General features: G+C 64.4%; 23 protein-coding genes. 9 read left to right on the top strand and 14 right to left on the bottom strand.

Features of this window, described 5'->3' with window-relative positions:
- The first annotated feature begins 291 nt into the window (after positions 1-291).
- From ruvA to SR3_RS23495, 6 genes are all read left to right on the top strand, one after another.
- Positions 292-906 (top strand): Holliday junction branch migration protein RuvA, encoded by a 615-nt coding sequence (ruvA, locus tag SR3_RS23515; RefSeq protein WP_068091320.1) that lies wholly within the window; start codon positions 292-294, stop codon positions 904-906.
- Complete coding sequence (locus SR3_RS31585) at positions 906-1,316, top strand: hypothetical protein (protein WP_157099069.1); 411 nt, start codon at positions 906-908, stop codon at positions 1,314-1,316. The genes ruvA and SR3_RS31585 overlap by 1 nt, the downstream gene beginning before the upstream one ends.
- Positions 1,317-2,357 carry a Holliday junction branch migration DNA helicase RuvB gene (gene ruvB / locus SR3_RS23510; RefSeq protein WP_068091312.1) on the top strand — a complete coding sequence of 347 codons (1,041 nt, stop codon included), beginning with the start codon at positions 1,317-1,319 and terminating at the stop codon, positions 2,355-2,357. It begins immediately after the preceding gene.
- Positions 2,358-2,641: 284 nt separating this feature from the next.
- Entirely contained in the window at positions 2,642-3,493 is an 852-nt protein-coding gene (locus SR3_RS23505) for a PEP-CTERM sorting domain-containing protein (protein WP_245654070.1), read from the top strand.
- Between the two features lie 125 nt (positions 3,494-3,618).
- Complete coding sequence (locus SR3_RS23500) at positions 3,619-4,455, top strand: cupin domain-containing protein (protein WP_068091305.1); 837 nt, start codon at positions 3,619-3,621, stop codon at positions 4,453-4,455.
- Between the two features lie 183 nt (positions 4,456-4,638).
- On the top strand, positions 4,639-5,523 hold the full coding sequence (locus SR3_RS23495) for an LOG family protein (protein ID WP_068091304.1): 885 nt from the start codon (positions 4,639-4,641) through the stop codon (positions 5,521-5,523).
- 201 nt (positions 5,524-5,724) lie between these two features.
- Here SR3_RS23495 and thiD read toward each other — a convergent pair whose 3' ends face one another.
- From thiD to glmM, 3 genes are all read right to left on the bottom strand, one after another.
- A complete protein-coding gene (gene thiD, locus SR3_RS23490) occupies positions 5,725-6,471 on the bottom strand; it encodes a bifunctional hydroxymethylpyrimidine kinase/phosphomethylpyrimidine kinase (protein ID WP_068091301.1) in 747 nt (248 codons plus the stop codon).
- Positions 6,472-6,485: 14 nt separating this feature from the next.
- Entirely contained in the window at positions 6,486-6,710 is a 225-nt protein-coding gene (locus SR3_RS23485) for a DUF1272 domain-containing protein (RefSeq protein ID WP_068091298.1), read from the bottom strand.
- Positions 6,711-6,958: 248 nt separating this feature from the next.
- Positions 6,959-8,299 (bottom strand): phosphoglucosamine mutase, encoded by a 1,341-nt coding sequence (gene glmM, locus SR3_RS23480; RefSeq protein WP_068091296.1) that lies wholly within the window; start codon positions 8,297-8,299, stop codon positions 6,959-6,961.
- Between the two features lie 99 nt (positions 8,300-8,398).
- On the opposite strand from glmM, the gene SR3_RS23475 reads away from it, so the two are divergent.
- A complete protein-coding gene (locus SR3_RS23475) occupies positions 8,399-9,682 on the top strand; it encodes a dicarboxylate/amino acid:cation symporter (protein ID WP_245654069.1) in 1,284 nt (427 codons plus the stop codon).
- Here SR3_RS23475 and SR3_RS23470 read toward each other — a convergent pair.
- Both SR3_RS23470 and SR3_RS32515 read right to left on the bottom strand, forming a co-directional pair.
- The gene (locus SR3_RS23470; RefSeq protein ID WP_068091294.1) at positions 9,661-10,308 is read right to left on the bottom strand and encodes a sigma-70 family RNA polymerase sigma factor; all 648 of its coding nucleotides are present in this window, start codon (positions 10,306-10,308) and stop codon (positions 9,661-9,663) included. The two genes, SR3_RS23475 and SR3_RS23470, sit on opposite strands and share 22 nt — an antisense overlap.
- On the bottom strand, positions 10,301-10,480 hold the full coding sequence (locus tag SR3_RS32515; protein WP_068091292.1) for a NepR family anti-sigma factor: 180 nt from the start codon (positions 10,478-10,480) through the stop codon (positions 10,301-10,303). The genes SR3_RS23470 and SR3_RS32515 overlap by 8 nt, the downstream gene beginning before the upstream one ends.
- A gap of 306 nt (positions 10,481-10,786) precedes the next feature.
- On the opposite strand from SR3_RS32515, the gene SR3_RS23460 reads away from it, so the two are divergent.
- Positions 10,787-12,400 (top strand): CHASE domain-containing protein, encoded by a 1,614-nt coding sequence (locus tag SR3_RS23460; RefSeq protein ID WP_068091289.1) that lies wholly within the window; start codon positions 10,787-10,789, stop codon positions 12,398-12,400.
- A 179-nt stretch (positions 12,401-12,579) separates the two neighbouring features.
- Here the strand turns inward: SR3_RS23460 and SR3_RS23455 are convergent, their stop codons facing one another.
- The 8 genes from SR3_RS23455 to SR3_RS23420 form a co-directional block, all read right to left on the bottom strand.
- Complete coding sequence (locus tag SR3_RS23455) at positions 12,580-13,383, bottom strand: response regulator (protein WP_068091285.1); 804 nt, start codon at positions 13,381-13,383, stop codon at positions 12,580-12,582.
- Positions 13,384-13,738: 355 nt separating this feature from the next.
- Positions 13,739-14,890, bottom strand: coding sequence for a hypothetical protein (locus SR3_RS23450; RefSeq protein WP_068091282.1), 1,152 nt, complete (start codon positions 14,888-14,890; stop codon positions 13,739-13,741).
- Positions 14,891-15,213: 323 nt separating this feature from the next.
- A complete protein-coding gene (locus tag SR3_RS23445) occupies positions 15,214-15,951 on the bottom strand; it encodes a sterol desaturase family protein (RefSeq protein ID WP_084455865.1) in 738 nt (245 codons plus the stop codon).
- A gap of 275 nt (positions 15,952-16,226) precedes the next feature.
- Complete coding sequence (gene lptG / locus SR3_RS23440; protein ID WP_068091362.1) at positions 16,227-17,327, bottom strand: LPS export ABC transporter permease LptG; 1,101 nt, start codon at positions 17,325-17,327, stop codon at positions 16,227-16,229.
- Positions 17,327-18,586, bottom strand: a complete 1,260-nt coding sequence (lptF, locus tag SR3_RS23435; RefSeq protein ID WP_068091273.1) for an LPS export ABC transporter permease LptF — start codon at positions 18,584-18,586, stop codon at positions 17,327-17,329. Before lptF ends, lptG begins: the two co-directional genes overlap by 1 nt.
- A gap of 154 nt (positions 18,587-18,740) precedes the next feature.
- Entirely contained in the window at positions 18,741-19,187 is a 447-nt protein-coding gene (gene clpS, locus SR3_RS32855) for an ATP-dependent Clp protease adapter ClpS (protein WP_084455862.1), read from the bottom strand.
- A 457-nt stretch (positions 19,188-19,644) separates the two neighbouring features.
- The gene (locus SR3_RS31575) at positions 19,645-20,730 is read right to left on the bottom strand and encodes a phasin family protein (protein ID WP_068091271.1); all 1,086 of its coding nucleotides are present in this window, start codon (positions 20,728-20,730) and stop codon (positions 19,645-19,647) included.
- A 330-nt stretch (positions 20,731-21,060) separates the two neighbouring features.
- Complete coding sequence (locus SR3_RS23420) at positions 21,061-22,956, bottom strand: PHA/PHB synthase family protein (RefSeq protein WP_068091263.1); 1,896 nt, start codon at positions 22,954-22,956, stop codon at positions 21,061-21,063.
- A gap of 235 nt (positions 22,957-23,191) precedes the next feature.
- On the opposite strand from SR3_RS23420, the gene SR3_RS23415 reads away from it, so the two are divergent.
- A complete protein-coding gene (locus SR3_RS23415; RefSeq protein ID WP_068091259.1) occupies positions 23,192-24,400 on the top strand; it encodes an LL-diaminopimelate aminotransferase in 1,209 nt (402 codons plus the stop codon).
- 63 nt (positions 24,401-24,463) lie between these two features.
- Here SR3_RS23415 and SR3_RS23410 read toward each other — a convergent pair whose 3' ends face one another.
- Positions 24,464-24,865 carry a ketosteroid isomerase-related protein gene (locus SR3_RS23410; protein ID WP_068091355.1) on the bottom strand — a complete coding sequence of 134 codons (402 nt, stop codon included), beginning with the start codon at positions 24,863-24,865 and terminating at the stop codon, positions 24,464-24,466.
- Positions 24,866-24,984 lie beyond the last annotated feature (119 nt).

Raw genomic sequence — 24,984 nt, 5'->3', positions numbered from 1 at the left:
TGCGAGGGGGTTACCCCCTCGCGCTCCCATGATGTCTTCCGACGCGCGGGAAGTGGCACCCGACCGTTGCGCCAAAAACTCTCCACCAGCACCACAAAAGGCGCCGCAGGCAGGAAATTCCTGCGCCTTCTATCGGCTGAAAGCCCGCGGCGCGGCAATCTGGGCGCAAGGCCGAGCCCGATGCGCCAACGTGGACAGTAAAGGGAGCGCGAGGGCGATGGCCCTCGCATTTCCTCTTTCTCCCTTCTTAAAAATGTTCCCAAATCGTTCCACTTCCGCTAGCCATAAGCCATGATCGCAAAACTGACAGGCATACTTGACGACTTCGGCCCTGACTGGGCGGTGATCGACGTCAATGGCGTGGGCTATATGGTGTTCTGTTCGGCGCGGACGCTGCAGGCTTTCGGCGTGCGGGGGGACAAGGTTACCGCCCATACCGAAATGCAGGTGAGCGAGACGGACATGCGCCTGATCGGCTTCACCAGCGCGGGCGAGCGGGCGTGGTTTCGCCTCCTGACGCATGTGCAGGGCGTGGGCAGCAAGGTGGCGCTGGCGATTTTGTCCGCGTTGACGGTTGAAGAGCTGCAGAAGGCCTGTGCCCATGGCGATGCGGCGATGATCGCGCGGGCCAATGGCGTGGGGGCCAAGCTGGCGGCGCGCATTGTCAATGAACTGAAGGACAAGGCGGGGGGGATGATGTTCACCTCGCCTGCCGGTGTGACGGTGTCGGGCGGCGGCGCTGTGCCGGAAGGCAATGTGGGCGTCGACACGGTTTCGGCCTTGCTGAATCTGGGCTTCAAGCCTGCTGTGGCGACTCAGGCCGTGGCGGCGGCCATCGAGGAAATGGGCGAGGACGCCGGGCTGAACACGCTGATCCGCGTGGCGCTGAAGAAGGCGGCGGGGTGATGGCAAGATTTTCGATCTGTCTGAGTGTCGTGGCGATGTTGAGCATCGGCCATGTGCCGTCGGCGAAGGCAGCGAATGCAGCTTGCCAGATTTTTGATGGTGCGATCATTGTAACGCAAGATGGTAAGTATCTTGGAAAAATAGCTGATAGATACGATCAGGATAGTATATTTAATAAATATGGTAATTTTGGTTCAAAGTATAATTTTGAATCCATATGGAATCCGTATGGAGAAAATGGCGGAAAATATCAGATGGATTCGTGGAGTAATCCATACTCTTCTAATCCACCCTTGATCGTCAAAGAGAAGCAAGTTATTGCGGTTCTGTCTGTGAACAAAAATGTGAAGGAGGCAGTTAATCCTCTTTTGATCGGCGTTTTATGCTATGAATATGAGCCGGCGAATTAAATGACCGACAACCCCCTCCTCTCCGCCCATCGCCAGATCGAGGATGCAGACGCCGCGCTGCGCCCCAAATCCCTGCTCGAATTCGTCGGGCAGGTGGCGGCCAAGGACAATCTGCGCGTCTTCATCGAATCCGCCAAATCGCGCGGCGAGGCGATGGACCATACGCTGTTTTTCGGCCCTCCCGGCCTGGGCAAGACCACGCTGGCCCAGATCATCGCGCGCGAACTGGGCGTTAATTTCCGCGCCACATCCGGGCCTGTCATCGCCAAATCGGGCGATCTGGCCGCATTGCTCACCAATCTGGAGGAGGGCGATGTCCTCTTCATCGACGAAATCCATCGCCTCAATCCGGCGGTGGAAGAGGTGCTGTACCCAGCCATGGAGGACCGCGCGCTCGATCTGATGATCGGCGAGGGGCCTTCGGCGCGCTCGGTGCGGATCGATCTGCCGCCCTTCACGCTGATTGGCGCCACGACGCGTATGGGCCTGCTGCAAACGCCGCTGCGCGATCGCTTCGGCATTCCCGTGCGCCTGCAATTCTACACCGTGCCCGAACTGGAGCGCGTGATCACCCGCGCTGCCGCCCTCATGAACATCGGCATCGAGAAGGACGGCGCCACCGAAATCGCCCGCCGTTCGCGCGGCACCCCGCGCGTGGCCGGTCGCCTGTTGCGCCGCGTGCGCGATTTCGCCCATGTCGCGGGCAGCCCGGCGATCACCCGCGCCATTGCCGATGATTCCCTCACCCGGCTGGAGGTGGACAGCCTCGGTCTCGATCTGCAGGACCGCCGCTATCTCCAGATGATCGCCGAGATCTACAAGGGCGGCCCGGTCGGCGTGGAAACCATGGCGGCGGGCCTTTCCGAACCGCGCGACACCATCGAGGAGGTGATCGAGCCCTATCTGATCCAGCTCGGCATGGTGGCGCGCACCGCGCGCGGGCGTTGCCTGAACGACCGTGCCTGGCAGCATCTGGGGCTCACCCCCCCGTCTTCGCAGGCGTCATCTCAGACCGGTCTGTTTGAATCGGAAGACGATTAGAGCGCCCGGAAAACGGCTCACCCCGTAAACACCTCACCCCATCCGCTGTCCCGCAGCGGGACATCAGGCTTGCCCAAGCCCCGCCAAACTGTCAAATCCCGAAACGGGACAGGCCCGCGCGCTGGAATCAGGTTGTCTGCGCGCGATGCTTGGGGCTTGTAGAAAGCTAAGGCGAGCCCTCTCGTGGGTTCCCCGGCGTGAAACACTTCTCAAGGGTTTTGCGCTAAGGGGCCCAGGGGTGGGCGCCGGGGCGATGGTGGCCCGGTAACAGTGGGAATTGGACTATGTCGGTTCGAGTGGGCATCGCAAAACTGGCCATGGTGATCGCCGGCGGCGCGCTGGTGAGTGGCGGCGCCGTTCACGTCGCCGAGAAGATGGCCGCCGGCAAGCCGCAATATGTGAAGCACCCCAAGACGGTGGTTCACAAGCCTGTCCACCATGTGGCCTATGTGCCGCCCCGCCATCACGCCCCCTGCTGCACGCCCACGCCGCCTCAGGTGGCGATGGTGCCGGTGCCGCCTCCGGGCCTGCCGCCTGCCAATTTCGTGCCTGTCGCGCCCGATGTCGGCCCTGGCGGCGGTGAGGATCGCGTGCGCGTCGTCAGCAATGGCGGCGGCTCTTCGGGCGGGGGTTTCTTTGGCGGCTTCTTCGGCGGCGCCGGTGGCGGCGGCAGCACGGTGATCGTGACCAGCAGCGGTTCGGGTTCCACCAGCGGCTCGGGCTCGACCAGCGGTTCCGGTTCCACCTCGGGATCGACCAGCAGTTCAAGCTCGAGTTCGAGCAGCAGCTCCAGCTCCAGTTCGGGCTCCAATGGCGGTTCAACGTCGACCACGACGACCACCACCACGACGGGCGGCAGTTCCACCACAACAACCGGCGGCAGCAGCACGACCACCACGACCACGGGCGGCAGCACCACGACGACGACCGGTGGCAGCACGACCACCACCACGGGCGGCAGCACCACCACGACCGGCGGCAGCACCACGACCACCAGCAGCACGACCACGAGCGGCGGCTGGCATCATCACCCGCACAATCCGACGCCGGTGCCGGCTCCGCCGATGTTCCTGCTGTTCGGCGGCGCCGTTGCCGCGGTGGCGGCGCGCCGTCGCTTCGGTAAAAAGAAGGACTGAGCCAGCCTCAGCCCCAAGCCTCAAGGCGCGCGATCGGCAGGCCGGTCGCGCGCTTTTGCGTTAGGGGTTCCTTCGGTTCTGCACGTTACGCAAGCCTCTGATTGAAGACCACAGGAACGGGTTTTATGCGTCATCTGCCGCCCCATGCTGTCGAGACATTTGCGGGCCTCTATCCCGAGGTGCCGCATATCATCGAGCATCAGCTCTGCGACCATCCGCTGATGGAGCTGGAAGCGCTGGCGCAATTGGCCGAGCGTCTGCCCGCCAAGAACATCGAGCATGCCTATGCCGCCCAGCCCATCGGCGTCACCGGCAAGCCGCCCGTGCCCAGCATCAGCGCCGCCGACGCCATCCGCCAGATCGACACGGCCGGCTGCTGGGTGGCGCTGACCTTCATCGAGCAGGATCCCGCCTATCGCGCGCTGCTGCTCTCGGTGATCGACGAGCTGCGCGCCGCCATCGAGCCACGCACCGGGGCGATCCATACGCCTCAGGCTTTTGTCTTCGTGTCCTCGCCCAATGCGGTGACGCCCTATCATTTCGACCCCGAACACAACATCCTGATGCAGATCCGCGGTACCAAGGTGATGACCCAGTTCCCGGCGGGCGACCCCTTCTATGCCGCCGCCGAAATCCACGAGGCCTATCACACCGGCGGGGGCCGCGAACTGACATGGCGGGACGAGATGCTGGCGGGCGGCAAGGAGTTTGCCCTCGCGCCGGGGCAGGGGCTGATGGTGCCGGTGATGGCGCCGCATTTCGTGCGCAACGGGCCGGTGCCCTCGGTTTCGCTTTCGATCACCTGGCGTTCCGAATGGAGCTATGAGGAGGGCGCGGCGCGTGCCTTCAACGGCGTGCTGCGCGGCTGGGGCCTCTCGCCCGCGCTACCGGGCCGCTGGCCTGCCCAGAACCGCGCCAAGGCCTATGCCTGGCGCGCGCTCAAGAAGCTGAAGCTGAAATAGGCGTCTTTCCGGAGTTCCCTCTTGAAATGCTTGCCGAATAGGACGATCATGTGCGTTTTTTGGCGGATGGAGCAACATAATCGCTCTGGCGCCGTTTCCACCCTCCGCAGGGCTCCCGGCAGGTCGGTCACCGGCTTTTCATGCTTTGGGCCGATAAGAGTGTGAACGTTCGAAAGCAAGCAGATGACCGAAGAAGAAAAACTATCCCACGACCGCTTCTACAAGGCCGAGCAGGAAGCCGGTTTCGTCGAATCGCATGGTCACCACACCGCGCAGACGCAGAGCCCCTCCTACAAGCTGGCCTTCCGCGACACCGATTTCCTGCTGCGTGAAGAGCTGCGTCCCGTGCGCTTTCAGCTGGAACTGCTGAAGACCGAAATGCTGCTGGAAGAGGCCGGGATCGGCTCGACTCTGGTGTGCTACGGTTCGGCCCGCATCCCCACGCCCGAGCAGGCGCAGGCCCGTATCGAGGCCGCCAACACCCCCGAGGAAAAGACTGCCGCCGAAAAGCTGGCGGCCAACTCGCATTACTATGAGGAAGCCCGCAAGCTGGCCCGCATCGCCAGCCAGGCCGCCGTCGTGGAAAAGGGCATGCGCCAGTTCGTGATCTGCTCGGGCGGCGGGCCCTCGATCATGGAAGCCGCCAACCGTGGCGCCGCCGAAGTGGGCGCGGAGACCATCGGCCTCAACATCGTGCTGCCCCATGAGCAGGCGCCCAATCCTTACGTGACGCCGCGTCTGGCCTTCCAGTTCCACTATTTCGCGCTGCGCAAGATGCACTTCCTGCTGCGCGCCCGCGCCGTGGCGGTGTTCCCGGGCGGCTTCGGCACCTTCGACGAGTTCTTCGAACTGCTGACCCTGATCCAGACCGGCAAGATGAAGCCCATCCCCATCCTGCTGTTCGGCCGCGACTTCTGGCATCGCGTGATCAACTTCGACGCTCTGGTCGAGGAAGGCGTGATCAACCGCAAGGATCTGGAGCTGTTCACGCTGGTTGAAACCGCCGAGGACGCCTGGCAGCATATCGCAGATTTTTATGGCGTGGCGTATCAGCCTTCGGAAGATTGAGGAGTTGAAAAAAGGATAAGGGCGAGGGGGTTACCCCCTCGCGCTCCCATTTCGTCTTCCGACGAGAGGGCAGGGGCACCGACGTGAAGCGCCTGAACGCTCCACCTGCGGCGCGGCGGCGTTAGCGCTGTCGCCGAACCCGTGGCGCCACGCAGACACTCAAGGGAGCGCGAGGGTTATGACCCTCGCATTATCCTTTTTCTAAAAACCTTTAACTGCTTCATGTCCCAAAGGCCCATGCCCCGCCCCGAACCCCGGAGCGGCCAGCAGGGCTTCACGCACAAACCTGCGTCCCCGCTCCACGGCGGCCACCAGATCGAGCCCCTGGCCCAACCCCGTGGCAATCGCGCTGGCCAGCGAGCAGCCGGTGCCGTGGCTATGGCGCGTTTCGATCCGCTCGGAATGCCAGACCATCGGCTCAGCGCCCGGCAGGCAGAGCCGATCCTCAACCAGCGCGCCTTCCGCATCGCCGCCCTTGGCGAGATAGGGAATGCCCGACAGCGATTCTGCCCCGCCCAGAGCTGCCAGTTCGGGCACATTGGGCGTGGTCAGCGTGGCCAGCGCCATCAGCCGCCCGAAGGCCTCACGCGTGGGGCCATCCGCCAGCACGCCGCCGCTGGTGGCGACCATCACAGGGTCGAACACCACGGGCACGCTCAGCTTTTCCAGCCGGTCGGCCACGGCATGAGCGATGGCGGCGCTGCCCAGCATGCCGATCTTCACTGCATCCACGCCGATATCATCCACGCAGGTATCCACCTGCGCGCCGACCATCTGCGCCGACAGCGCCTCCACCGCGAAGACGCCGATGGTGTTCTGCGCGGTGATGGCGGTGATGGCGCTCATGCCATAGCCGCCGAGCATGATGATGGTCTTGAGATCCGCCTGAAGGCCCGCCCCACCGGAGCAATCAGACCCGGCAATTGCCAAAATCCTTGCAGGCTTCATACGCGCGGGGCTGCTCATCCCTTGAAGTGCTTCACGGTGCTGGGCGGGTGCTTGGCGTGGTGCTTTTTCGCGCGGGTAGGCCGATCCATCAGCTCGCCCTCGCAGTTGGGGCATTGTTCGTCGAGATCCTCGGCGCATTCGGCGCAGAAGGTGCATTCGAAGGAGCAGATGAAGGCGCCCGGCGCCTCGGCTGGCAAAGCGGTGCCGCATGTCTCGCAATCTGGGCGCATTTCGAGCATTTTTCTCGGCTCCTGAAGATAAGGAGGAAATGCGAGGGTCATCACCCTCGCGCTCCCTTTACTGTCTGCGTTTTTGCCAAGGGTTCGGCCTTGGCGCAACGTCGCAGCGCCGCAGGCAGAAAATGATTGCCTGCGGCGCCAAACGCAGGTGGAGAGGCGGAGCGCCACGATGCGGCGCCACTGCCATCTCGCCGGAAGACGTCCCGGGAGCGCGAGGGGGTAACCCCCTCGCAACTTCCCCTTAACCCTTAAGCCGCTGCTTCCCGAACCGCATCGCAGATCGCATCCACCACCTGCTCCACTTCGGCGGCATCGTCGCCTTCGGCCATCACGCGGATCACGGGCTCGGTGCCGCTGGCGCGGATCACCAGACGGCCCTTGCCGGCCAGCTGCGATTCCGCCTCGGCGATCACCAGTTGCACCTTGTCGGCCTCCAGCGGCTTGCCGCCCGAGAAGCGGACGTTTTTCAGCAGCTGGGGCACGGGATCGAAGAGATGCAGCAGCTCGCTCGCCCGCTTGCCGGATTTCACCAGCGCGGTCAGCACCTGCAGCGCAGCGATGGTGCCGTCGCCGGTGGTGGCGTGGTCGAGCATGATCATATGGCCGGACTGCTCGCCGCCGACGTTGAAGCCGCCGCTGCGCATGCGCTCCAACACATGGCGGTCACCCACCTTGGTGCGCTCCAGAGTCAGGCCCTGGCCGCCGAGGAAGCGTTCGAGGCCCAGGTTGGACATCACCGTGGCCACCACGCCGCCGCCGCGCAGCTCGCCCTGTGCCGCCAGCTGGGTGCCGATCAGCGCCATGATCTGGTCGCCGTCGACGGTCTGGCCCTTTTCATCGACCACGATCAGGCGGTCCGCGTCGCCATCCAGCGCGATGCCGATGTCCGCGCCCGATGCCACCACGGTTTCCTTCACCAGATCGAGGTGGGTGGAGCCGCATTTCAGATTGATGTTCTTGCCGTTGGGCTGGACGCCGATGGTGATCACCTCCGCGCCCAGTTCCCACACCGCAGAGGGGGCCACCTGATAGGCCGCGCCATTGGCGCAATCGACCACGATCTTGAGCCCATCGAGCCGCACATCCTGCGGAACCGAGCCCTTCACCGCGTGGATATAACGCCCGCGCGCGTCCTCGATGCGGCGGGCGCGGCCGATCAGGTCGCTTTCGGCCAGCGGCAGGTTCTGGCCCAGCATCACCTCGATGGCTTCCTCATCGGCGTCGGAGAGCTTGAAGCCGTCCGGGCCGAACAGCTTGATGCCATTGTCCTCGAAGGGGTTGTGGCTGGCCGAGATCATCACGCCCACATCGGCGCGCAATTCGCGCGTCAGCAAGGCGACGGCGGGGGTGGGCATGGGGCCCAGCAGCACCACATCCATGCCCACGCTGGTGAAGCCCGCCACCATGGCGTTTTCCAGCATATAGCCTGAGAGCCGCGTGTCCTTGCCGATCACCACGCGGTGGCGGTGCTTGCCGCGCAGGAAGCGGGTGCCGGCGGCCTGGCCGACCTTCATCGCGATATCCGCCGTCATCACGCCCGCATTGGTGCGTCCGCGAATGCCGTCGGTGCCGAAATAGTGCCGTGCCATATGGTGTTCCTGTTTGGAGCTGAGCGTCTTTTGCGTATGGTTTGCCATGGCGTGGTGATCGATGAAAGCCGCGCGGGCAAGCCAAAAAGGGGCCTTATCGTGTCGAATGAACCGGAAGGCGCATCCCGTGGCGATGCTGCCCTGCCCGATATACAGGTCAATACGGGGCTGACGCTGGGGGCTTTGGGGGCAGGTTTGCTGGCTGGCCTCGCGGTGACGCGCTGGCCGGTGCTGGCGCCGGTGGCCAAGGGTCTGGCGCCGCTGGGCGGGCTGTGGCTCAAGGGGCTGGAGATGACGATCCTGCCGCTGGTCTCCGCCCTGCTGGTGGTGGGCATCGTGCAGATGATGGCGGCGGCCAGCGCGGGCAAGCAGGCGATCCGGGTGCTCAGCTGGATCTTCGGCATCTATTTCGCCAGCGCCTTTTTCGCTGCAGTCGCCATGCCGCTGTTGCTGGAGGCATGGCCCGTGCCGCAGGCCGCACAGGGCGTGCTGGCCAGCGCATCGGGCAAGGATGCGCCGGTGCCGGGGCTGGGAGATTTCCTGCTCTCCCTGTTGCCGTCCAACATTTTCGCGGCGGCGGCCAGCGATGCCATGCTGCCCTGCGTGGCCTTCTTCAGCCTGTTTGGCATGGCGATCTCACGTCTGGCCCCGGCGCCGCGCCAGCATCTCACGGACCTCTTCGAGGCACTGGCTGGCGCGATGATGGTGATGATCGGCTGGGTGTTGAAGCTGGCGCCGATCGGCGTGTTTGCCTTGTCGCTCGATCTGGGCGCGCGCACCGGCGCCGAGGCGCTGGGGGTGCTGGCGCATTATGTCATCACCGTCAGCATGATGGGCTGGGCGGTGCTGGCGGCGGCGCCGGTGCTGGCTCTGCTGGGCGCTCGGTTGGCGCTGGGCGCTTACTGCCGGGCGCTGATGCCGGTGGGGGCGGTGGCGATTTCCACCCAGAGTTCGCTGGCCAGCCTGCCCGCGATGCTGACGGCCTGCCGCAAGCTGGGCGTGAGCACGGGCAGCGCCGAATTCACCCTGCCGCTCTGCGTGGCGCTGTTCCGCGCGACGGGCCCGGCGATGAATCTGGCGGTGGCGATCTATGTCGCCAAGCTGACCGGCATCACGCTCTCCCCCGCGATCCTGATCGCCGGGGCCATCGTGGCGGCGATCACCGAGATCAGCTCGCCCTCCTTGCCCGGCGCGATCAGCTTCGTCTCGGCGGTGGGGCCGGTGGCGCTGGCGATGGGGGTGCCGATTGCTCCGCTGGCGCTGCTGGTGGCGGTGGATATGCTGCCCGATATCACCCGCACCGTGGGCAATGTGGCGATGGATGTCGTTGTGGCCGCGCTGGTGGATCGTGGCAGGAGAGATCAGTCCTCGTTCGAGTCCTGATCGTCTCCTTTCGGTTCCAGCCCCGGCTTGCGGCTGGCGATCAGGCCCAACTCGCTCAAAATCGCGCCGCTGGCGTCGATGGCGGATTTGTCGCCGTCGCCCACCGGCTGGCCGCTGTCGATCATCGCGGCCAGAGCGGCGCGGGCGCGGCCCACGCGGCTCTTGATCGTGCCCACCGCGCAGCCGCAGATTTCAGCGGCTTCCTCATAGGAAAAGCCGCCCGCGCCCACCAGCAGCAGCGCCTCGCGCCGCTCGGGTGCCAGCGAGAGCAGCGCGCGATGCAGATCGGCCAGATGCAGCGGGGCTTCCTGCCCGGCGGGCGCCACCAGAATGCGCTCGGCGGTGGTGTCGTCGTAATCGCCGCGAAAGCGGTTGCGGCGCATTTCGGTGAGATAGATGTTGCGCAGGATCGTGAAGGTCCAGGCGCGCATCGAGGTGCCCGGGGTGAAACGGTCCCGCGCGGCCCAGGCGCGCATCAGCGCCTCCTGCACCAGATCGTCGGCCAGGTCGCTGCGACCGCACAGGCCACGGGCGAAGGCGCGCAGATGCGGGATCGTCTCGGTCAGTTCGCGCTTGAAGGCGCCGGAGTCCATCGGCGGGGGGGGAGCCGATTGCGGATCAGCCATCGCTGTCGTCCAGCCGGGACAGCAGATCGGCGAAACTGTCGGGCAGGGGCTCGTCCACCACCTGCTCATACATCGCGCGCAGGGCGTGAGACAGGCCCTCGGCCATCTCCGGGGGAGTCGGTTGCTCGGTGGGGGGAGCGGACCCGCTGGGCGGAAGATCCTTGTCGGGCATAGGCTCCTGCTTTCAGCAACATCGGGCGCGAAGGGGGGGAAGGGCGCCGGTTTCCCGATCGGTTGCAGATTGTAAGCCTTACGGCAAGCACTTGTTCATCATGCCCTTGTTCATCGCTGTGCCGAAAGCTAACACATTGCAAAGCCGGGAACCAATCGGCCAACCACCGGTTGGCAGGGGGAAAGCGGCTGTCCCGGCGCTTGCGGCCTGTCCGCTTCCCGGGAGGCACCGGCGGGGTTGTGCGTGAATCTGAGTGTTTCCGAACGAGATCTGGAACAACGCTGGTATGAGCGTTTTCCAAGGCTCGTGCCCATCAGCACCTTCGCCCTCGCCATGGTGATGACCGTGCTGAGCGTCTGGGCCATCGAAAGATCCGAGGATCAGCGCCGCGAAGGGCAGGCCCGCGCCGCCGCCAGCGTGGTGGCCACCGCGCTGGACCGGCGGGCCCATTCCTATGTCTCCTACCTGCGCGCGGGTTCGCTGATGCTGGGCACGCGCAAGGATCCCACGCCCGAGGATTTCGCCTCCATCGCCGGGGGCCTGCTGGACGATGCCGATTATCACGGCGCGCTGGGCATCGGCTGGCTGCCGGTGCTGAAACCCGAGCAGGTTCCCACCTTCGAGAAGCGGATGCGCGCGGCGGGGAATGAGAGCTATACCGTTCATCCCGCCCTGGACCCTTCGCGCAAGATGGTGGTGCCGATCGGCTTCATCGCCGATATGAACGAGCGCAACCAGCCCACGCTGGGCTTCGATTCCTATTCCGAGCCCAAGCGCCGCGCCGTGATCGATCAGGCCATCGCCCGGCGGCAACTGACCGCGAGCGGGCCGGTTTCGCTGATCATGCAGACGCGCGCGGGCGAATGGCAGGGCTTCCTGCTCTATATGCCCGTCTATGGCCCCGGGATGACCGACCTGCCGCGCGGCTTTATCAGCGCGCCTTTCAACGCCGGGGCCTTTCTCAGCTCCATCGTGGTGCTGGAGAAGATCGAGGATCTCGAGGTGCGCCTCTACGATGGCGCGCTGGAATCCTCCCGCCTGATCGCCCAGACCGGCGCGCAAGGTGCCGTGATGCATCCCGTGGCGACTCAGGCGCTGACTCTGGGCGGGCGGCGTCTGCTGGTTGCGGTGGACGCGCCCGAGGGGGGGCTGACCCGCACCGCATGGGTGGCGCTGATGCTGGGCACCACCATCGCCCTGCTGCTGGCCGTGGTGGCCCGCATCGTCAGCCGCCGCGCCGAGCAGGACCGCGAGGCGCTGCTGTGGCTGCGCGAACAGGCCTCGATTCGCGCCTCGCTGACGCGCGAGCTGAATCACCGCGTGAAAAACACGCTGGCCAATGTGCTCTCGCTGATCGCCCTGACCAAGCGGCGGGCCACCGGTCTGGACGAATTTGTCGAGGGCCTGCAGGGCCGTATCCGCGCCCTTTCCGCCACGCATGACCTGCTGACCAACAGCGAATGGGGCCCCACGGCCCTGCGCGACGTGGTGCTGGCCGAGGTTGCCCCCTACACGCGCGGCGATGACGCCGCGGTGGCGCTGAGCGGGCCCGAGGTCGATCTGGCGCCCAATGATGCGCTGTCTCTGGGGCTGGCGCTGCATGAGCTGGCGACCAATGCCTCGAAATATGGCGCGCTCAGCGTGGCGATGGGGCGGGTCGAGGTGTCATGGGCGATGGCCGGCGAGGGCGTGGTGCAGGTCCATTGGCAGGAAAGCGATGGCCCGCCGGTGCCCGCCTTGCGCAGCCGGGGCTTCGGCACGGATCTGATCGAGAAGATCGTGGCGCATGAGCTGGGCCATGGCGTGCAGCTGGATTTCGCGGTGACCGGGGTGCGCTGCACGCTGATGGTTCCGGTGCGGGCGCCGGTGGCGTTTAGCATCCGTTCCAGGCAGCAGAATGGGCAAGGAAAGCAAAAATAAGATGCGAGGGGGTTACCCCCTCGTGCTCTCATTCCGTCTTCCGACGAGGGGGCGGTGGCGCCCGATCCTTATGCCTGGGCTCTCCGCCTGCGCCGCCGCAATCTGGACGCAAAGCTGAACCCGATACGCAAAGCGGACATTAAAGGGAGCGCGAGGGCGATGGCCCTCGCATCCTCTCTTTACCCTTCTGCCACCTTCAAAGGCTCCGGCTCCCGGAAGAACAGCGCCTGCGCCATGGCGGTGGTGACGCTGGCCTCGCGGAAGGGCTTGGTCACCAGCCATGTCGGCTCAAGGCGGTCGCCGGTGAGCAGACGCTCGGGATAGGCGGTGATGAAGATTACGGGAACGTCGATCACGGCATGGATATCGTCCACCGCATCGACGCCCGAGCTGCCGTCGGCCAGCTGGATATCGGCCAAAACCAGCCCGGGGCGGCTGTGAGCGATGGCTTCCACCGCCTGCGTGCGCGTTGCGGCGGTGGCGCAGACGCGGTGGCCCTGCGCTTTGACGATGTCCTCCAGCTGCATGGCGATCAGCGGCTCGTCCTCGATGATCAGCACATCGGTGGTGGCGTCACGCGCGATGTCGGTGAGGGCGGTGGAAACCAGCGCCTGAGCCTCCTGCACCGAGACTTCGAGGATATCGGCGGCCTGGGCGACGGTGAAATCCTCCACCGTGGTGAGCAGCAGGGCCTGTCGGCTGAGGGGGGTGATGCGCGAGAGGCGCAACTGGGCCGCTTTCTCCGCCGTGCCTTCGGGCAGGTTGGAGAGTTCGCCCTGATGGACGTTGTTCCACACCTGACCCAGTGCGCGATAGAGCGCGATACGGCCGCCCTGCAGGCTGGCGCGCAGTTCCGGCTGGGCCAGCGCCGCTTCGAGCAGCGTGACGACCAGCGTATCGCCTGCCGCCTGATTCCCGCAGAGCGCGCGTGCATAGCGCCGCAGATAGGGCAGTTGGGGGGCGAGTTGGGTGCCGAGCGGCATAAGAATCCTCCGCGCATGTCGCTGCGCCTTGCTTGACGCAGGGGCATGAAGTCTGTTGCGAGACTTTAGCAGCGATGCCCGCAAAGGCAGCATGAATAATTCTTCAAAAGACGGGAACCGTCGCGGGGGAGCGACGTTTCATCCCTGTCACCGCCGAGACCCCCCTCCCGTCCACAGCGGCTGGTGATGCGATCCCGGAAAGGCCCCTGTCCCAGCTGGCAGGGGCCTTTTTGTTTGAATTATGGGTTTTTACGAGGATTTTGGGCGGCGCACCAAGAGGCTGAAATGCCCTCCCGACCCTGCCGGAAATGCCATGCAGGGCGGGGAAAACAGGCCGATGCCGCGCTCAAAAGTCTTACAGCGCCTTTTCGTAAATCCTGTACTCTTTGTTAACCACGGAATGAATTTCACGTGCGATCGAGTTCATTCCCTGATTGTCATCAAGAATCCAGCCGATCTCACCACGGCTCGCACCGTAATTCGCCACCGAATTGGCGCGGATATACTCGATCATCATGAAAGCCAGCTGGCTGGCCAGACGGCTGGATTGCAGCTTCTTGCGGACCCCCATCAGCGGTACGCGCATGGTCTTCACGCGGGGGCGCCAGATCCACAGCAGCAGCTTGATCCAGCCCAGCGGCGAGGGCTTGGGGCCGATCTTGGCCAGCACCTCGTTCATGTCGGGCAGGGTCATCATGAAGGCGACCGGCTCGCCCTCATACTCGGCGATCTGCACCAGATCGGCCTTGATCAGCGGCTTGAGCTTCTTGCCGGTGTAGGCCACCTCGGAATCGGTGATCGGCACGAAGCCCCAATTGTCGCTCCACGCATCGTTCAGGATGTCGAGGATGATCGCGGCTTCCTTCGCGAAATCCTTCAGCACCACATTGCGCACATTGATCTTGGGGTTCTTCTCACCGCTGGCGACGATGCGCTGGATCAGCGGCGGGAATTCCTTGGTGATGTCCAGCTCATAGGTCTGGAGGTTCTTGGCCTTGATGTAGCCCGCCGCCTCGATCCAGGGCTGGAACTTGGGGTTCTGGTGGCCCATCATCACCGTGGGCGGATGGTCATGGCCCTTCACCAGCAGGCCAGGCTCTTCCCACACGGAGAGGTTCATCGGCGCCAGCACGCGCGTCATGCCCTGAGCGCGCAGCCAGTACTCCGCCGCGGCGATCAACTGATGCGCGATGTCCTGAGTCTCGGCTTCCAGAGCGCCCCAGTTGCCGGTGCCCGGGCCCATGCCCTGCTCCACCGGCTGGCCCAGCGCCTGCTCGTCGATCAGCGCGGCGATGCGGCCCACGATGACGCCATCGCGCCTGGCGAGCAGGAACTGGCACTTGGCATGTTCATGAAACGGATTGCCGCCGGCGGTGATCTTCTCAAGCTCTTCCCCACGCAATTGGGGGACGAAATTCGGATCGCCCGCATTCGCCTTGTAGACGTAATCGACCCACTGGCCACGCTCGGCCTTCGTAGTGACCGGGCTGATGGTGATGGCGGCCATTGTGTGATGCTCCCTAAGCGTTCGGCGCGGGGTTTAGACGGGTTGAAGGGGTTAAGGAAGGGGTAAGAAAAGAGGAAAAAGCGAGGGTGGAGTCTTTGGTTGGTCGCATCTCTCAAGAGAGATGCACCGGGCCCTCGCGCTCGGTCTACTGACGAGATTTGGCCTCTCCACTTATGTGACCTATGGCGCTGCAGGCTCTAAATCCGGTCGGTGTCGGGCAGGGATATTGGTTGCGGCGCGGCATTCTGGGCGCAAGGCTGAACCCGTGGCGCTGAGGTAGACATTAACGGGAGCGCGAGGGCGATGGCCCTCGCATCTTCTCCTTAAGCCTTGTCCCCCTTATCGGCCATCCCGCGCCGACGCGGATGACCGCTGGCGATCCCGCCCGACAGCTCCTTCACCCAGGGATACTTCACGGCCACCTCTTCCGTGTAGCCCAGATTGAACACGGTGGGGCTGCGCTTGGGGCGGTCCTTCTTCACGTAGTAGGTGCCCAGAATCCGGTCCCAGGCATAGTTGGTGATGCCGAAGTTGCCGTCCTCGTCGAAATAGTGGTGCTCGTTGTGGCGCTGCTTCATGTGCTGCACCCACTTCCATTTCGGCTTGAAGGCCAGATGCTGGATGCAATGCATGAACTCGTAGTAGCAGGTGGTGAGGATGCCGGTGGCGAAGGCGATCGCCGCGCCGCCCAGCCAGAACTCCTTGCCGCCGATCAGCGCGCCGACGGGGGCCGTGGCGAGGAAGATGGTGGGCAGGGTGGTGTGCAGCGCGCCGAACAGCACCTCGAGGTGGTTGGGGTCCTGATGGTGATCGTAGTGGATGCGCTTCCAGGTGGAGGCCAGCAGCTTGAACTTGTAGGGCCATTGGCCGTGCAGCACATATTGGTGCAGCAGGTGCCAGACCAGCGGATAGATCACCACGGCGGCCAGCACGGCGCCGCCGGCGCGCAGCAGGGGCGCCGGATACAGCGCGAAGACCATCAGCGAGGCCAGCGCGACCGCCAGATAGGCCACGATCGTGTAATGCTGGAAATAGGCGCTCACCAGTTCGGGCAGCGTCATGCGGTCCAGATAGTGCGAGCGCTTCCAGAAGGGCAGCCGGGCCTCATCTGTGGTTTGGGTCTGGGACACTGTGATCTTCCTGTGCTTCTCGGGCCATAGCTCGGCTGGGGGCGGCGGTCGCAACCGGGCCGCCTTGGGAAGCAGTCCCTTGCATGCCGTTTTCTGGCCTGTCGTTGTTCCGGGTCAAACCGGCGAGCCCGCGCGAATCGCGCGTGGCACGCCGGACCATGGCTGCCCCTAAAGCCGATCATTGCGGCGGATTTGGGGCAACAAAATTACTCTTCGGTTTTGATGAGGACGGTCTCGCCCACGAAGAGGAACAGGAAGAAGGGCGCCCAGGCCGCGATCAGCGGCGGATAACCGCCGAAATTGCCGATGGCGAGGGCGGCATTGTCCAGCACGAAATAGGCAAAGCCCATGCCCATGCCCACCACGGCGCGGATCAGCAGCGCGCCTGAGCGGGCCAGACCGAAGGCCGCCACCGCGCCCAGCAGCGGCATCAGCAGCGCGGCCAGAGGGCCAGAGAATTTGTGCCACCATTTGCCGGTCAGCTCGGTGGTGGGGCGGCCGCTGGCGCGCAGCGCCTTGATGGCGTGGGTGAGCTGGAAGATGTTCATGCCATCGGCATCGACCTTGGCGATTTCCAGCTGGGCGGGGGTCACCTTGGGGGCGACGACCTGCGCCTGCGTGGGCCGCTGCGTGGCGCTGGCGACATCGAAGCCGGTGCCCGGCGCCAGCGTCCAGCCGGGCTTGGCATAGGTGGCCGAGGGGCTGTCGATCTTGCCGGTGATCATGCCGTTGGTGTCGCGCAGATACCAGGTGACGTTGGTCATCCGGGGCGTGCCATCGGCGTCATTGGCCAGGCTCTCGACATAGAGGATGTTGTGGCCATCGGCGACATAGACGTTGGAGCGCGTGGCGCTGCCGGGCTGGATCACGCCGTAATCCACCGCTTCCCATGCCTTCAGCCGGCCTGTCACATGGGTGACGACCGTCTCGTTGAAGGTGAAGCTGATGCCGGAGACCACCATGGCGGTGGCCAGCATGGGGGCAAGGATCTGGTGGGCGGAGAGGCCCGCCGCGCGCATGGCGATGACCTCGCTGTTCTGGTTCAGCGGGAAAAAGGTGAACAGCGTGGCCAGCAGCACCGAATAGGGCAGGAAGCGCGCCACCAGCTGAGGCGCGCGCAGCGACACATAGGTCCATAGCTGGGCCTCGCCATTGCCCTTGTGGGCCAGGATGTGGCCGCTTTCGCCCAGCAGGTCGAGCAGCTGCAGCACCACCACCAGCATCACCAGCGTGCCCAGAATGCGCGTGATGAACAGGCGCGAGAGATACAGCGCCAGCGTGCGCGAGGGAAACAGGTCGAGGGAGATCACGCGGCCTGTTCCTTCTGGTCGTCCTCATCATCGGCGACATTGACGGCTTCGGGGATGAAGCCCTTCATTTTCTTCTTGCCGATCAGGCGGGTGAGGCGCTTCACGATGTTCGAGAAGAAGCGCTCCAGCGCGCCGATCGGCTGGCCGCCGGGCACATAGGCCAGCGTCCAGTACATCCAGACGATGATCGCGGCAAAGACGCCGAAGGGCACCCATAGCCCCAGCCACGGGTCGATCTTGCCCAGGCTGGAGACCTGCTCGCCATATTCGTTGACCTTGTGATAGGCCACCACCATCACAATGGAGATGAACACGCCCAGCGCGGAGGAGGATCGCTTGGGCGGCACCGCCAGCGACACCGCCAGCAGCGGCAGCAGCAGGATCATCACCACTTCGGCGAGGCGATAGTTCAGGCTGGCGCGCACGATGGCGCGGGTTTCCTCGGAGGTGCCCGGGGCCCAGCCCAGCTTGAGCAGCTCAGGCAGGAAATATTCGCGCTCTACCCCGCCGCGCATGCGGAATTTCTCCACGCTGGGCAGGTCGATGGGCAGATCGTGGCGGGTGAAGTTGAGCACGCGGGGCGGCTGGCCCACCGGGTTCTGCACGATCTGACCGTCGGTCAGGCGCAGGATCACCGTATCGGGGTTGGAATGCAGCGCGAGGAAACGGCCCTGCCGCGCGGTGATCGAAAGGACTTGGCCCTTCTGCTCGGTCACGCGCATGAAAATGCCGTTGAGTTCGCGGCCTTCGTCGCGGCTCTGTTCGATGCGCAGCGACATGCGGTCGCGCAGCGTGTTGAACTCGCCCACGCGGATCGAGGCGCCCAGCGCGCCGGTGGACAGCTCGAAGGTCAGCTGCTCGTAGAGATAGCGCGAATAGGGCTGCACATAGCTGACGATGAACAGGTTGCAGACCGCCAGCACCACCGCCATCAGATAGGGCACGCGCAGCAGGCGGGTGTAGCTGAGGCCCACGGCGCGCATCACATCCAGCTCGCTGCTGGTGGCCAGACGCCGGAAGGCCAGCAGCACGCCCAGCATCAGGCCGAGCGGAATGGCCAGGCTGGCATATTCGGGCACCATGTTCATCAGCAGGCTGAAGACGACCTGCACGGGCCCGCCCTGCGATCCGACGAAATCGAACAGCTTGAGCATCTTGTCGAGCATCAGCAGCGATGCGGCGACGACGAACACCGCCAGCATCGGCATCAGCACCAGCCGGAAGATATAGCGATCGAGGGCGGTGAAAAGTTTCACAGAGGGCCAGTCATAGAGCTGTGGCCCGGAGCCGGGCGGCTGGAAAGGCGGTCAAACCGGCCTGTGCAGTAAGAGCGCGCGCGGCCCGGCGCAAGGGGCAGCGCGCTGGTCCGTGGTGCGGGCGGGGGTGGCCGGTGGCGCAAGGGTTTGGCGCTCAGGCCTTTTCAAGCGTGCATTGCAGAGGGTGCTGGTTCTCGCGGGCGAAATCCATCACCTGATTCACCTTGGTTTCGGCGATCTCGTAAGGGAAGATGCCGCAAACGCCGACGCCGCGCTGGTGGACATGCAGCATCACCCGCGTGGCCTGCTCCAGATCCATGGCGAAGAAGCGCTTCAGCACCATCACCACGAATTCCATCGGCGTGTAATCGTCGTTCAGCAGCAGAACCTTGAACTGGCTGGGCTTCTTGGGCTTGGCCTTGGCGCGGGTGGCCAGACCGACCTGGCCCGGGCCGCCGGTGTCTGTATCGCGCCCGGCGCCCCGCGTTTCCGGGCGCGTTGCGGCGTGAACCGAAGGCGAGCGGAGGGCGGAAAGCGGCGCTGCATCGCAAGGCGACAGGCGCGCCGACAAAGGGCTGGGCAGGGTGGAGGATGGGGGCATAGCTTGTAGAATACCGCAAACCGGGGGTGGAGGGCAAGGTGCTGGCTGGGCGCAGAAAAGGCGCGCGCCTGTTGATGCCGCCTTTTTCGGGCTGTTGGCCTTGAACGGTCGATCCGAAAAGGCGCCGGAATCGGCGGAACCGGCCCGGGAAGGCAAAGGCCCGAAAGGCCGTGCCTTATAGAGGGGCCCGGATGATCGTGCGAAAAAGTTGGAACCGGTCTTTCGCAAAAAAAGCGGAGCGCATGGATTGCGCCCCGCTTTTTTCTGTCTGTTGGCTGCCACGCTGATGGCTTTTGCGCGGTGAAAAGCCCGTCAGCGGGTTTCAGCGCATGCCGGATCGCCTCCGGCCATCCCAAGCCTCAGTATCGTACCCGCCTTGTGTCACCGCCCGGATGCGGTGCGCGAAAATCGGCGGAGCCCATCTTCGCGCACCGGCATCAGGAGCCGGTAGACCGGATCAGGCGGCGGCCTTCACCTTTTCGACAGCCACGCTGACGCGGCTGGAGAGCGGGGCGACGACATCGCCAGCCAGCTTCAGCACGGTTTCGCTCTGCTTCGAGGAGAACGACACGGCCTTGTCGAAGTGCTTCTTGAGCAGGTCCGAGTGGATCTGCAGGAAGTCGGTGGGGGTCTTGGCGGCGGCCAGCGACTTGGCTTCGCTGGTCAGCGTTTCAAAGGCTTCGCGGCTGTCGGCAACCAGGGCGGTGCCCAGTTCCTGCAGGCCGGCGGTCAGGATCTTGCCCGATTCGACGATGGCTTCCAGGTTGCCCTTGGCGAACTCATTGTAGTCACCGAAAGCGGAGGTGCTCTTTTCGTAAGCGGCCTTGGCCTTCTCCTGGAAGTCGGCGAAAGAGGTCTTGAAGACTTCGTTGAAGTCGAAGTTGGGCAGAGAGGACATGAAGGACTCCTTGGGCTGAGAGACGGGTTTGGGTTGGGCGGGGGAAGCGGTTTTGGCCGCGGCGGGCGCCGGGGCGGGCTTGGCGGCAGCGGGCTGCGCCGGAGCAGCCTTGGCTGGCTCCACTTTGGCTGGTGCCACCTTGGCGGCCACCGGTTTTGCCGGCGCGGCTTTGGCGGCTGGCGTGGCAACCTTCGCCGCCGCCGAGGCCGGAGCCTTCACGGCGGGCTTGGTCGCTTCGCTGGCGGGAGCTGCCTTCACCTCGTCCGCCTTGGGGGCGGGCGTTGCCGTCGCGGCAGGGGCAGCAGGCTTGCTCGGCGTGGTGGGGCTGGCCACCGGCTTTTCCGCGACCTTTGGTGCGGTTTCAGCGGCGGTCGCGGCCTTGGGGGCCTCTGCCTTCGCGGCGGTCACGGGCACCGCAGTTGCATGCGGGGCCGGCACCAGCAGCGCGTCAGGCTTGGCTGCGCTGGCGGCGGCAGGCGTTGCCGCAGCAGGCGGCGTCACGGCGGGCTTGGGAGCCTCGGCCTTGGGCGCTTCGATCTTCGAGGTAACAGTCTTGGGGTCTGCCTGCTTGGCAGGAATGGCCTTCGGAGCAACGGGCTTGCGCGCGCCCTTGGCCCGAGGTGTAGAGCTTGCCTTGATAGCCATGGCGAACCTTCCCGGAAACAATCCACGAATGCAGCTATTGGAATATGCAGCTTTGGCGACCTTAGAAATCGCGCTCTGTCTAATCGTTGATGGCGAGGTTGGAGTCAAGTGAATTTTGTGCAGTGCAGCAAAGGCTGGGCGCGGCTCATCGGCCACGCTGCAACATGACATGACTACAACCCGAAAAACACAGGAAAGTTCCCAAGTATGAGGGATTTTGGGCTGACAGCGATGTCTGCCCGGTGGTTGTTGCCCAAAGGCATCAACCACCGGAGAATCCCTAAGTATTTTGCAGCAGCGAAGATGGAAATGCTGCAGTATCAAGACAGCTCAACGCTCTTTTACGTAGCGTCCCGGAGCGTCCTCGATCACGCTGTCGCCGCGTCCGCCGGGCACGCGCTTGCCCTTGGCGGGCACCGTGGCCGAATCATGCTGCGCCAGCCAGGCACGCCAGTGCGGCCACCAGCTGCCCGGAGTCTCTCTGGCCCCGGCGATGAAGTCGTCCAGCGTGTGAGCAGAACCCTCATGGGTCCAGTACTGGTATTTGTTGGCGGCGGGCGGATTGACCACGCCCGCAATATGCCCTGAGCCAGCCAGCACGAACTGCTTGTCGGCATGCGGCAGCAAGGCGTTCATCCGCCACACGCTTTCGGGCGGAGCGATATGATCCTCACGCCCCGCCTGAATGTAGCAGGGGGTGATGATGTCGCCCAGATCGATCGGCGTGCCCAGCGCCTCGAGTGAATCGGGCTGCGCCAGCCGGTTGTCGCGATAGAGGTCGCAAAGATAGGCGTGGTGCCATTTGGCGGGCAGATTGGTGGTGTCGCCATTCCAGTAGAGCAGGTCGAAGGGGCGGTAATCGTTCCCCATCAGGTAGTTGTTGACGACATAGCTCCAGATCAGATCGTTGGGGCGCAGCAGGTTGAAGGTGGCCGCCATATAGCGCCCGTCGATGAAGCCTTCCTTCCCCAATGACTGGATGGTGGCGATCTGCTGATCGTCGATGAAATTCTTGAGGTCGCCCGCCTTCTCGAAATCGACCTGCGCGGTGAAGAAGGTGGCGCTCGCCACGCGATCCGCCATGCCGCGCCGCCCCAGAATCGCCAGTGTGGCCGCCAGCGTGGTGCCCGCCACACAATAGCCCACGGTGTGGACGGCAGGCACCTTCAGCCTGTCGCGGATGACCTCAATGGCTTCGAGCTGGCAGGCGATGTAGTGGTCCCAGGTCACCTCGGCCATGGAGGCGTCCGCCGATTTCCAGCTGACCATGAAGGTGGTGATCCCTTGATCCACGCACCATTTGACCAGGCTCTTCTGCGGGCTGAGGTCCAGAATGTAGAAGCGGTTGATCCATGGCGGGAAGATCACCAGCGGGATCTGATCCACCTTTTCGGTGCTGGGGCTGTACTGGATCAGCTGGAACATCGGATGTTCGAAGATCACCTTGCCCGGCGTGGCGGCGATGGTCTCACCGATCTGGAAGGCCTGCGTATCGGTGTGAGTCAGCTGCCCGCGCCGCAGATCGTCGAGCAGATGGGAGAAGCCCTTGATCAGGCTTTCGCCCTTGGTTTCCAGCGCGCGCTGCATGACGATGGGGTTGGTCAGCGGGAAATGGTCCGGGCTCAGCGCATCGAGCAGGGCGCGGGTGGCGAAGCGCAGCTGCTCCTTCTTGACGGGATCGACGCCCTCGACCGTATCGGCCATGGTGGTGATCTCCTCGGCCACCATCAGATAGGCCTGATGGATCAGCGCGAAGAAGGGATTGTCGCGCCAGCGCGGATCGGCGAAGCGCTTGTCTTCCCGCGGCAGATCGACCGGCTGATCCTTGGTGCCAAGACCATATTGGCTGACCATCTTGCCCCACAGGTTCAGACTGTCGGTCCACAGTTTCTGCTGCACGGCGGGGCGCGCCAGCGGCGAGAGGTTGAACCAGCCTTCCATCATGCCCATCCAGCTGGCCGGGTCCGACATGGTGGGGATGGCGGGCTTTTCGGCGGCCAGCTTGCGGGCCTGTTCGTTCTGGAAATCGAGCCACATGGTCTGCAGCTTGCCCATGATCTCGGCCCAATGCCCGGCTTCCTGCGGGCTGGAAAAGGGCAGGGACAGGCCGGGCATCACCGAATCGAGCCATTGCTGCCCGGCCTGGGTGGGCAGCTTGACCATCGTGTCGATCATTTGGGAGAAGATATCGCCGGACGTCGTGTCAGTCGGGGCTTTGGTCACCATTGGGGATGCTTCCTCACAGGATTGCCGCAGGACTTGGGGCTGATGCTAACGGCCTTGCTGCGGGATGGAAGAGCTTCGGCGCATTTCGGCAATTTTTTTAGCCTCCTCTCTCGCCTTCGGGGTGATTCTGGCGCATGGGGTCTGCCATCGCTTCCGCAATCTTGCGAAAGCGCATTGGGGCGCCGGTGAGGCGCCGCCCCAGACTCTTCATCCCAGCGCCTCCAGGAAAGGTCCGATGTCCGAAGAATTCTACCGCATGAAGCGACTGCCGCCCTATGTCATCGCCGAAGTCAACGGCATGCGGGCCGCAGCACGCGCAGCCGGTAAGGACATCATCGACCTTGGCATGGGCAACCCCGATCTGCCGCCGCCCGCCCATGTGATCGACAAGCTGTGCGAAGTGGCCCAGAAGCCTTCTGCCCACGGCTATTCGGCCTCCAAGGGCATTCCCGGCGTGCGCAAGGCCCAGGCCAATTACTATGGCCGCCGCTTCGGCGTGGAGCTGGACCCCGAGACCGAGGTCGTGATGACCATGGGCTCGAAGGAAGGTCTGGCCAGCATGGCCACGGCGATCACCTCGCCGGGCGATGTGGTGCTGGCGCCCAATCCTTCCTACCCGATCCACACCTTCGGCTTCATCATCGCGGGCGCCACGATCCGCTCCGTGCCGACCACGCCGGATGAGCGCTATTGGGAATCGCTGGACCGCGCCATGGCCTTCACCGTGCCGCGCCCCTCGATCCTGATCGTGAACTATCCGAGCAACCCCACGGCGGAAACCGTCGATCTGGCCTTCTATGAGCGGCTGGTGGCATGGGCCAAGGAGAACAAGGTCTGGATCCTGTCCGATCTCGCCTATTCGGAGCTGTATTACGACGGCAAGCCGACGGTCAGCATCCTGCAGGTGCCGGGCGCGAAGGATGTGGCGGTGGAGTTCACCTCCATGTCCAAGACCTTCTCCATGGCCGGCTGGCGCGTGGGCTTCGCGGTGGGCAACCAGCGGCTGATCGCGGCGCTGACCCGCGTGAAGTCCTATCTCGATTACGGCGCCTTCACCCCGATTCAGGCGGCGACCTGCGCGGCGCTCAATGGCCCGCAGGACATCGTGGAGGCCAACCGGCTGCTGTATCAAAAGCGCCGCGATGTGATGGTCGATGCCTTTGGCCGTGCGGGCTGGGATATTCCTTCGCCGCGTGCGTCGATGTTCGCATGGGCGCCGCTGCCGCCTGCTTTGGCGCATATGGGCAGCCTTGAGTTCTCCAAGCAGTTGCTGACGCATGCCGATGTCGCCGTGGCGCCGGGCGTGGGTTACGGCGAGGATGGCGAGGGCTTCGTGCGCATCGCCATGGTGGAGAACGAGCAGCGCCTCCGTCAGGCCGCGCGCAACATCAAGCGCTATCTGCAGAGCATGGGCGTCAACACGCCCAGCACCAAGAGCGCCTGAGCAAGGCTTTAAGCTGACCAGGAAAGAGGGCGGGTGACCATCAGGTCGCCCGCCCTTTTCGTATCAGAGGCCCAGAACCTGCCGGTTCCACTCCGACAGATTGTAGTAGACGCTGACCCGGCAGATCAGCCCGTTGCGCATGGTGAAGAAGGCCCCCGCAGGCAGGATATAGCGCTGCCCGGTGGCAGGCGGCAGGCCTTCGTCGGTCACCAGATATTTGCCATGGACGGTGAACTCCGCCGCGGCCCGGCTGCCGTCATGGTTGGTCATGATGGTCAGATCGGCCAGCTGCTCGGCATAGCAGCGGTCCATATGCGCCAGAAAGGCTTCGAAAGGGTACTTGCCCAGCTGCCGCTCACACTGGTTGATGTCATGCGCGACATCCTCCGTCAGGCAGGCCAGCATGGCTGACCGGTCTCTGGCGTTGAAGGCAGCGTAGTAACGCTCGATCAGGGCGATGGTCATGGCCTCGGACGAGGCGCTGGGCAGGCTGTTCATGCCATTAGAAGACGACCACGCTGCGGATGCTTTTACCCTCATGCATCAGGGTGAAGGCGTCGTTGATCTCTTCCAGGCCCATGACA

Source organism: Novosphingobium rosa NBRC 15208, assembly GCF_001598555.1.
In the GTDB taxonomy this organism is placed as follows: domain Bacteria; phylum Pseudomonadota; class Alphaproteobacteria; order Sphingomonadales; family Sphingomonadaceae; genus Novosphingobium; species Novosphingobium rosa.
This window is presented reverse-complemented; position numbering and strand designations above follow the sequence as displayed.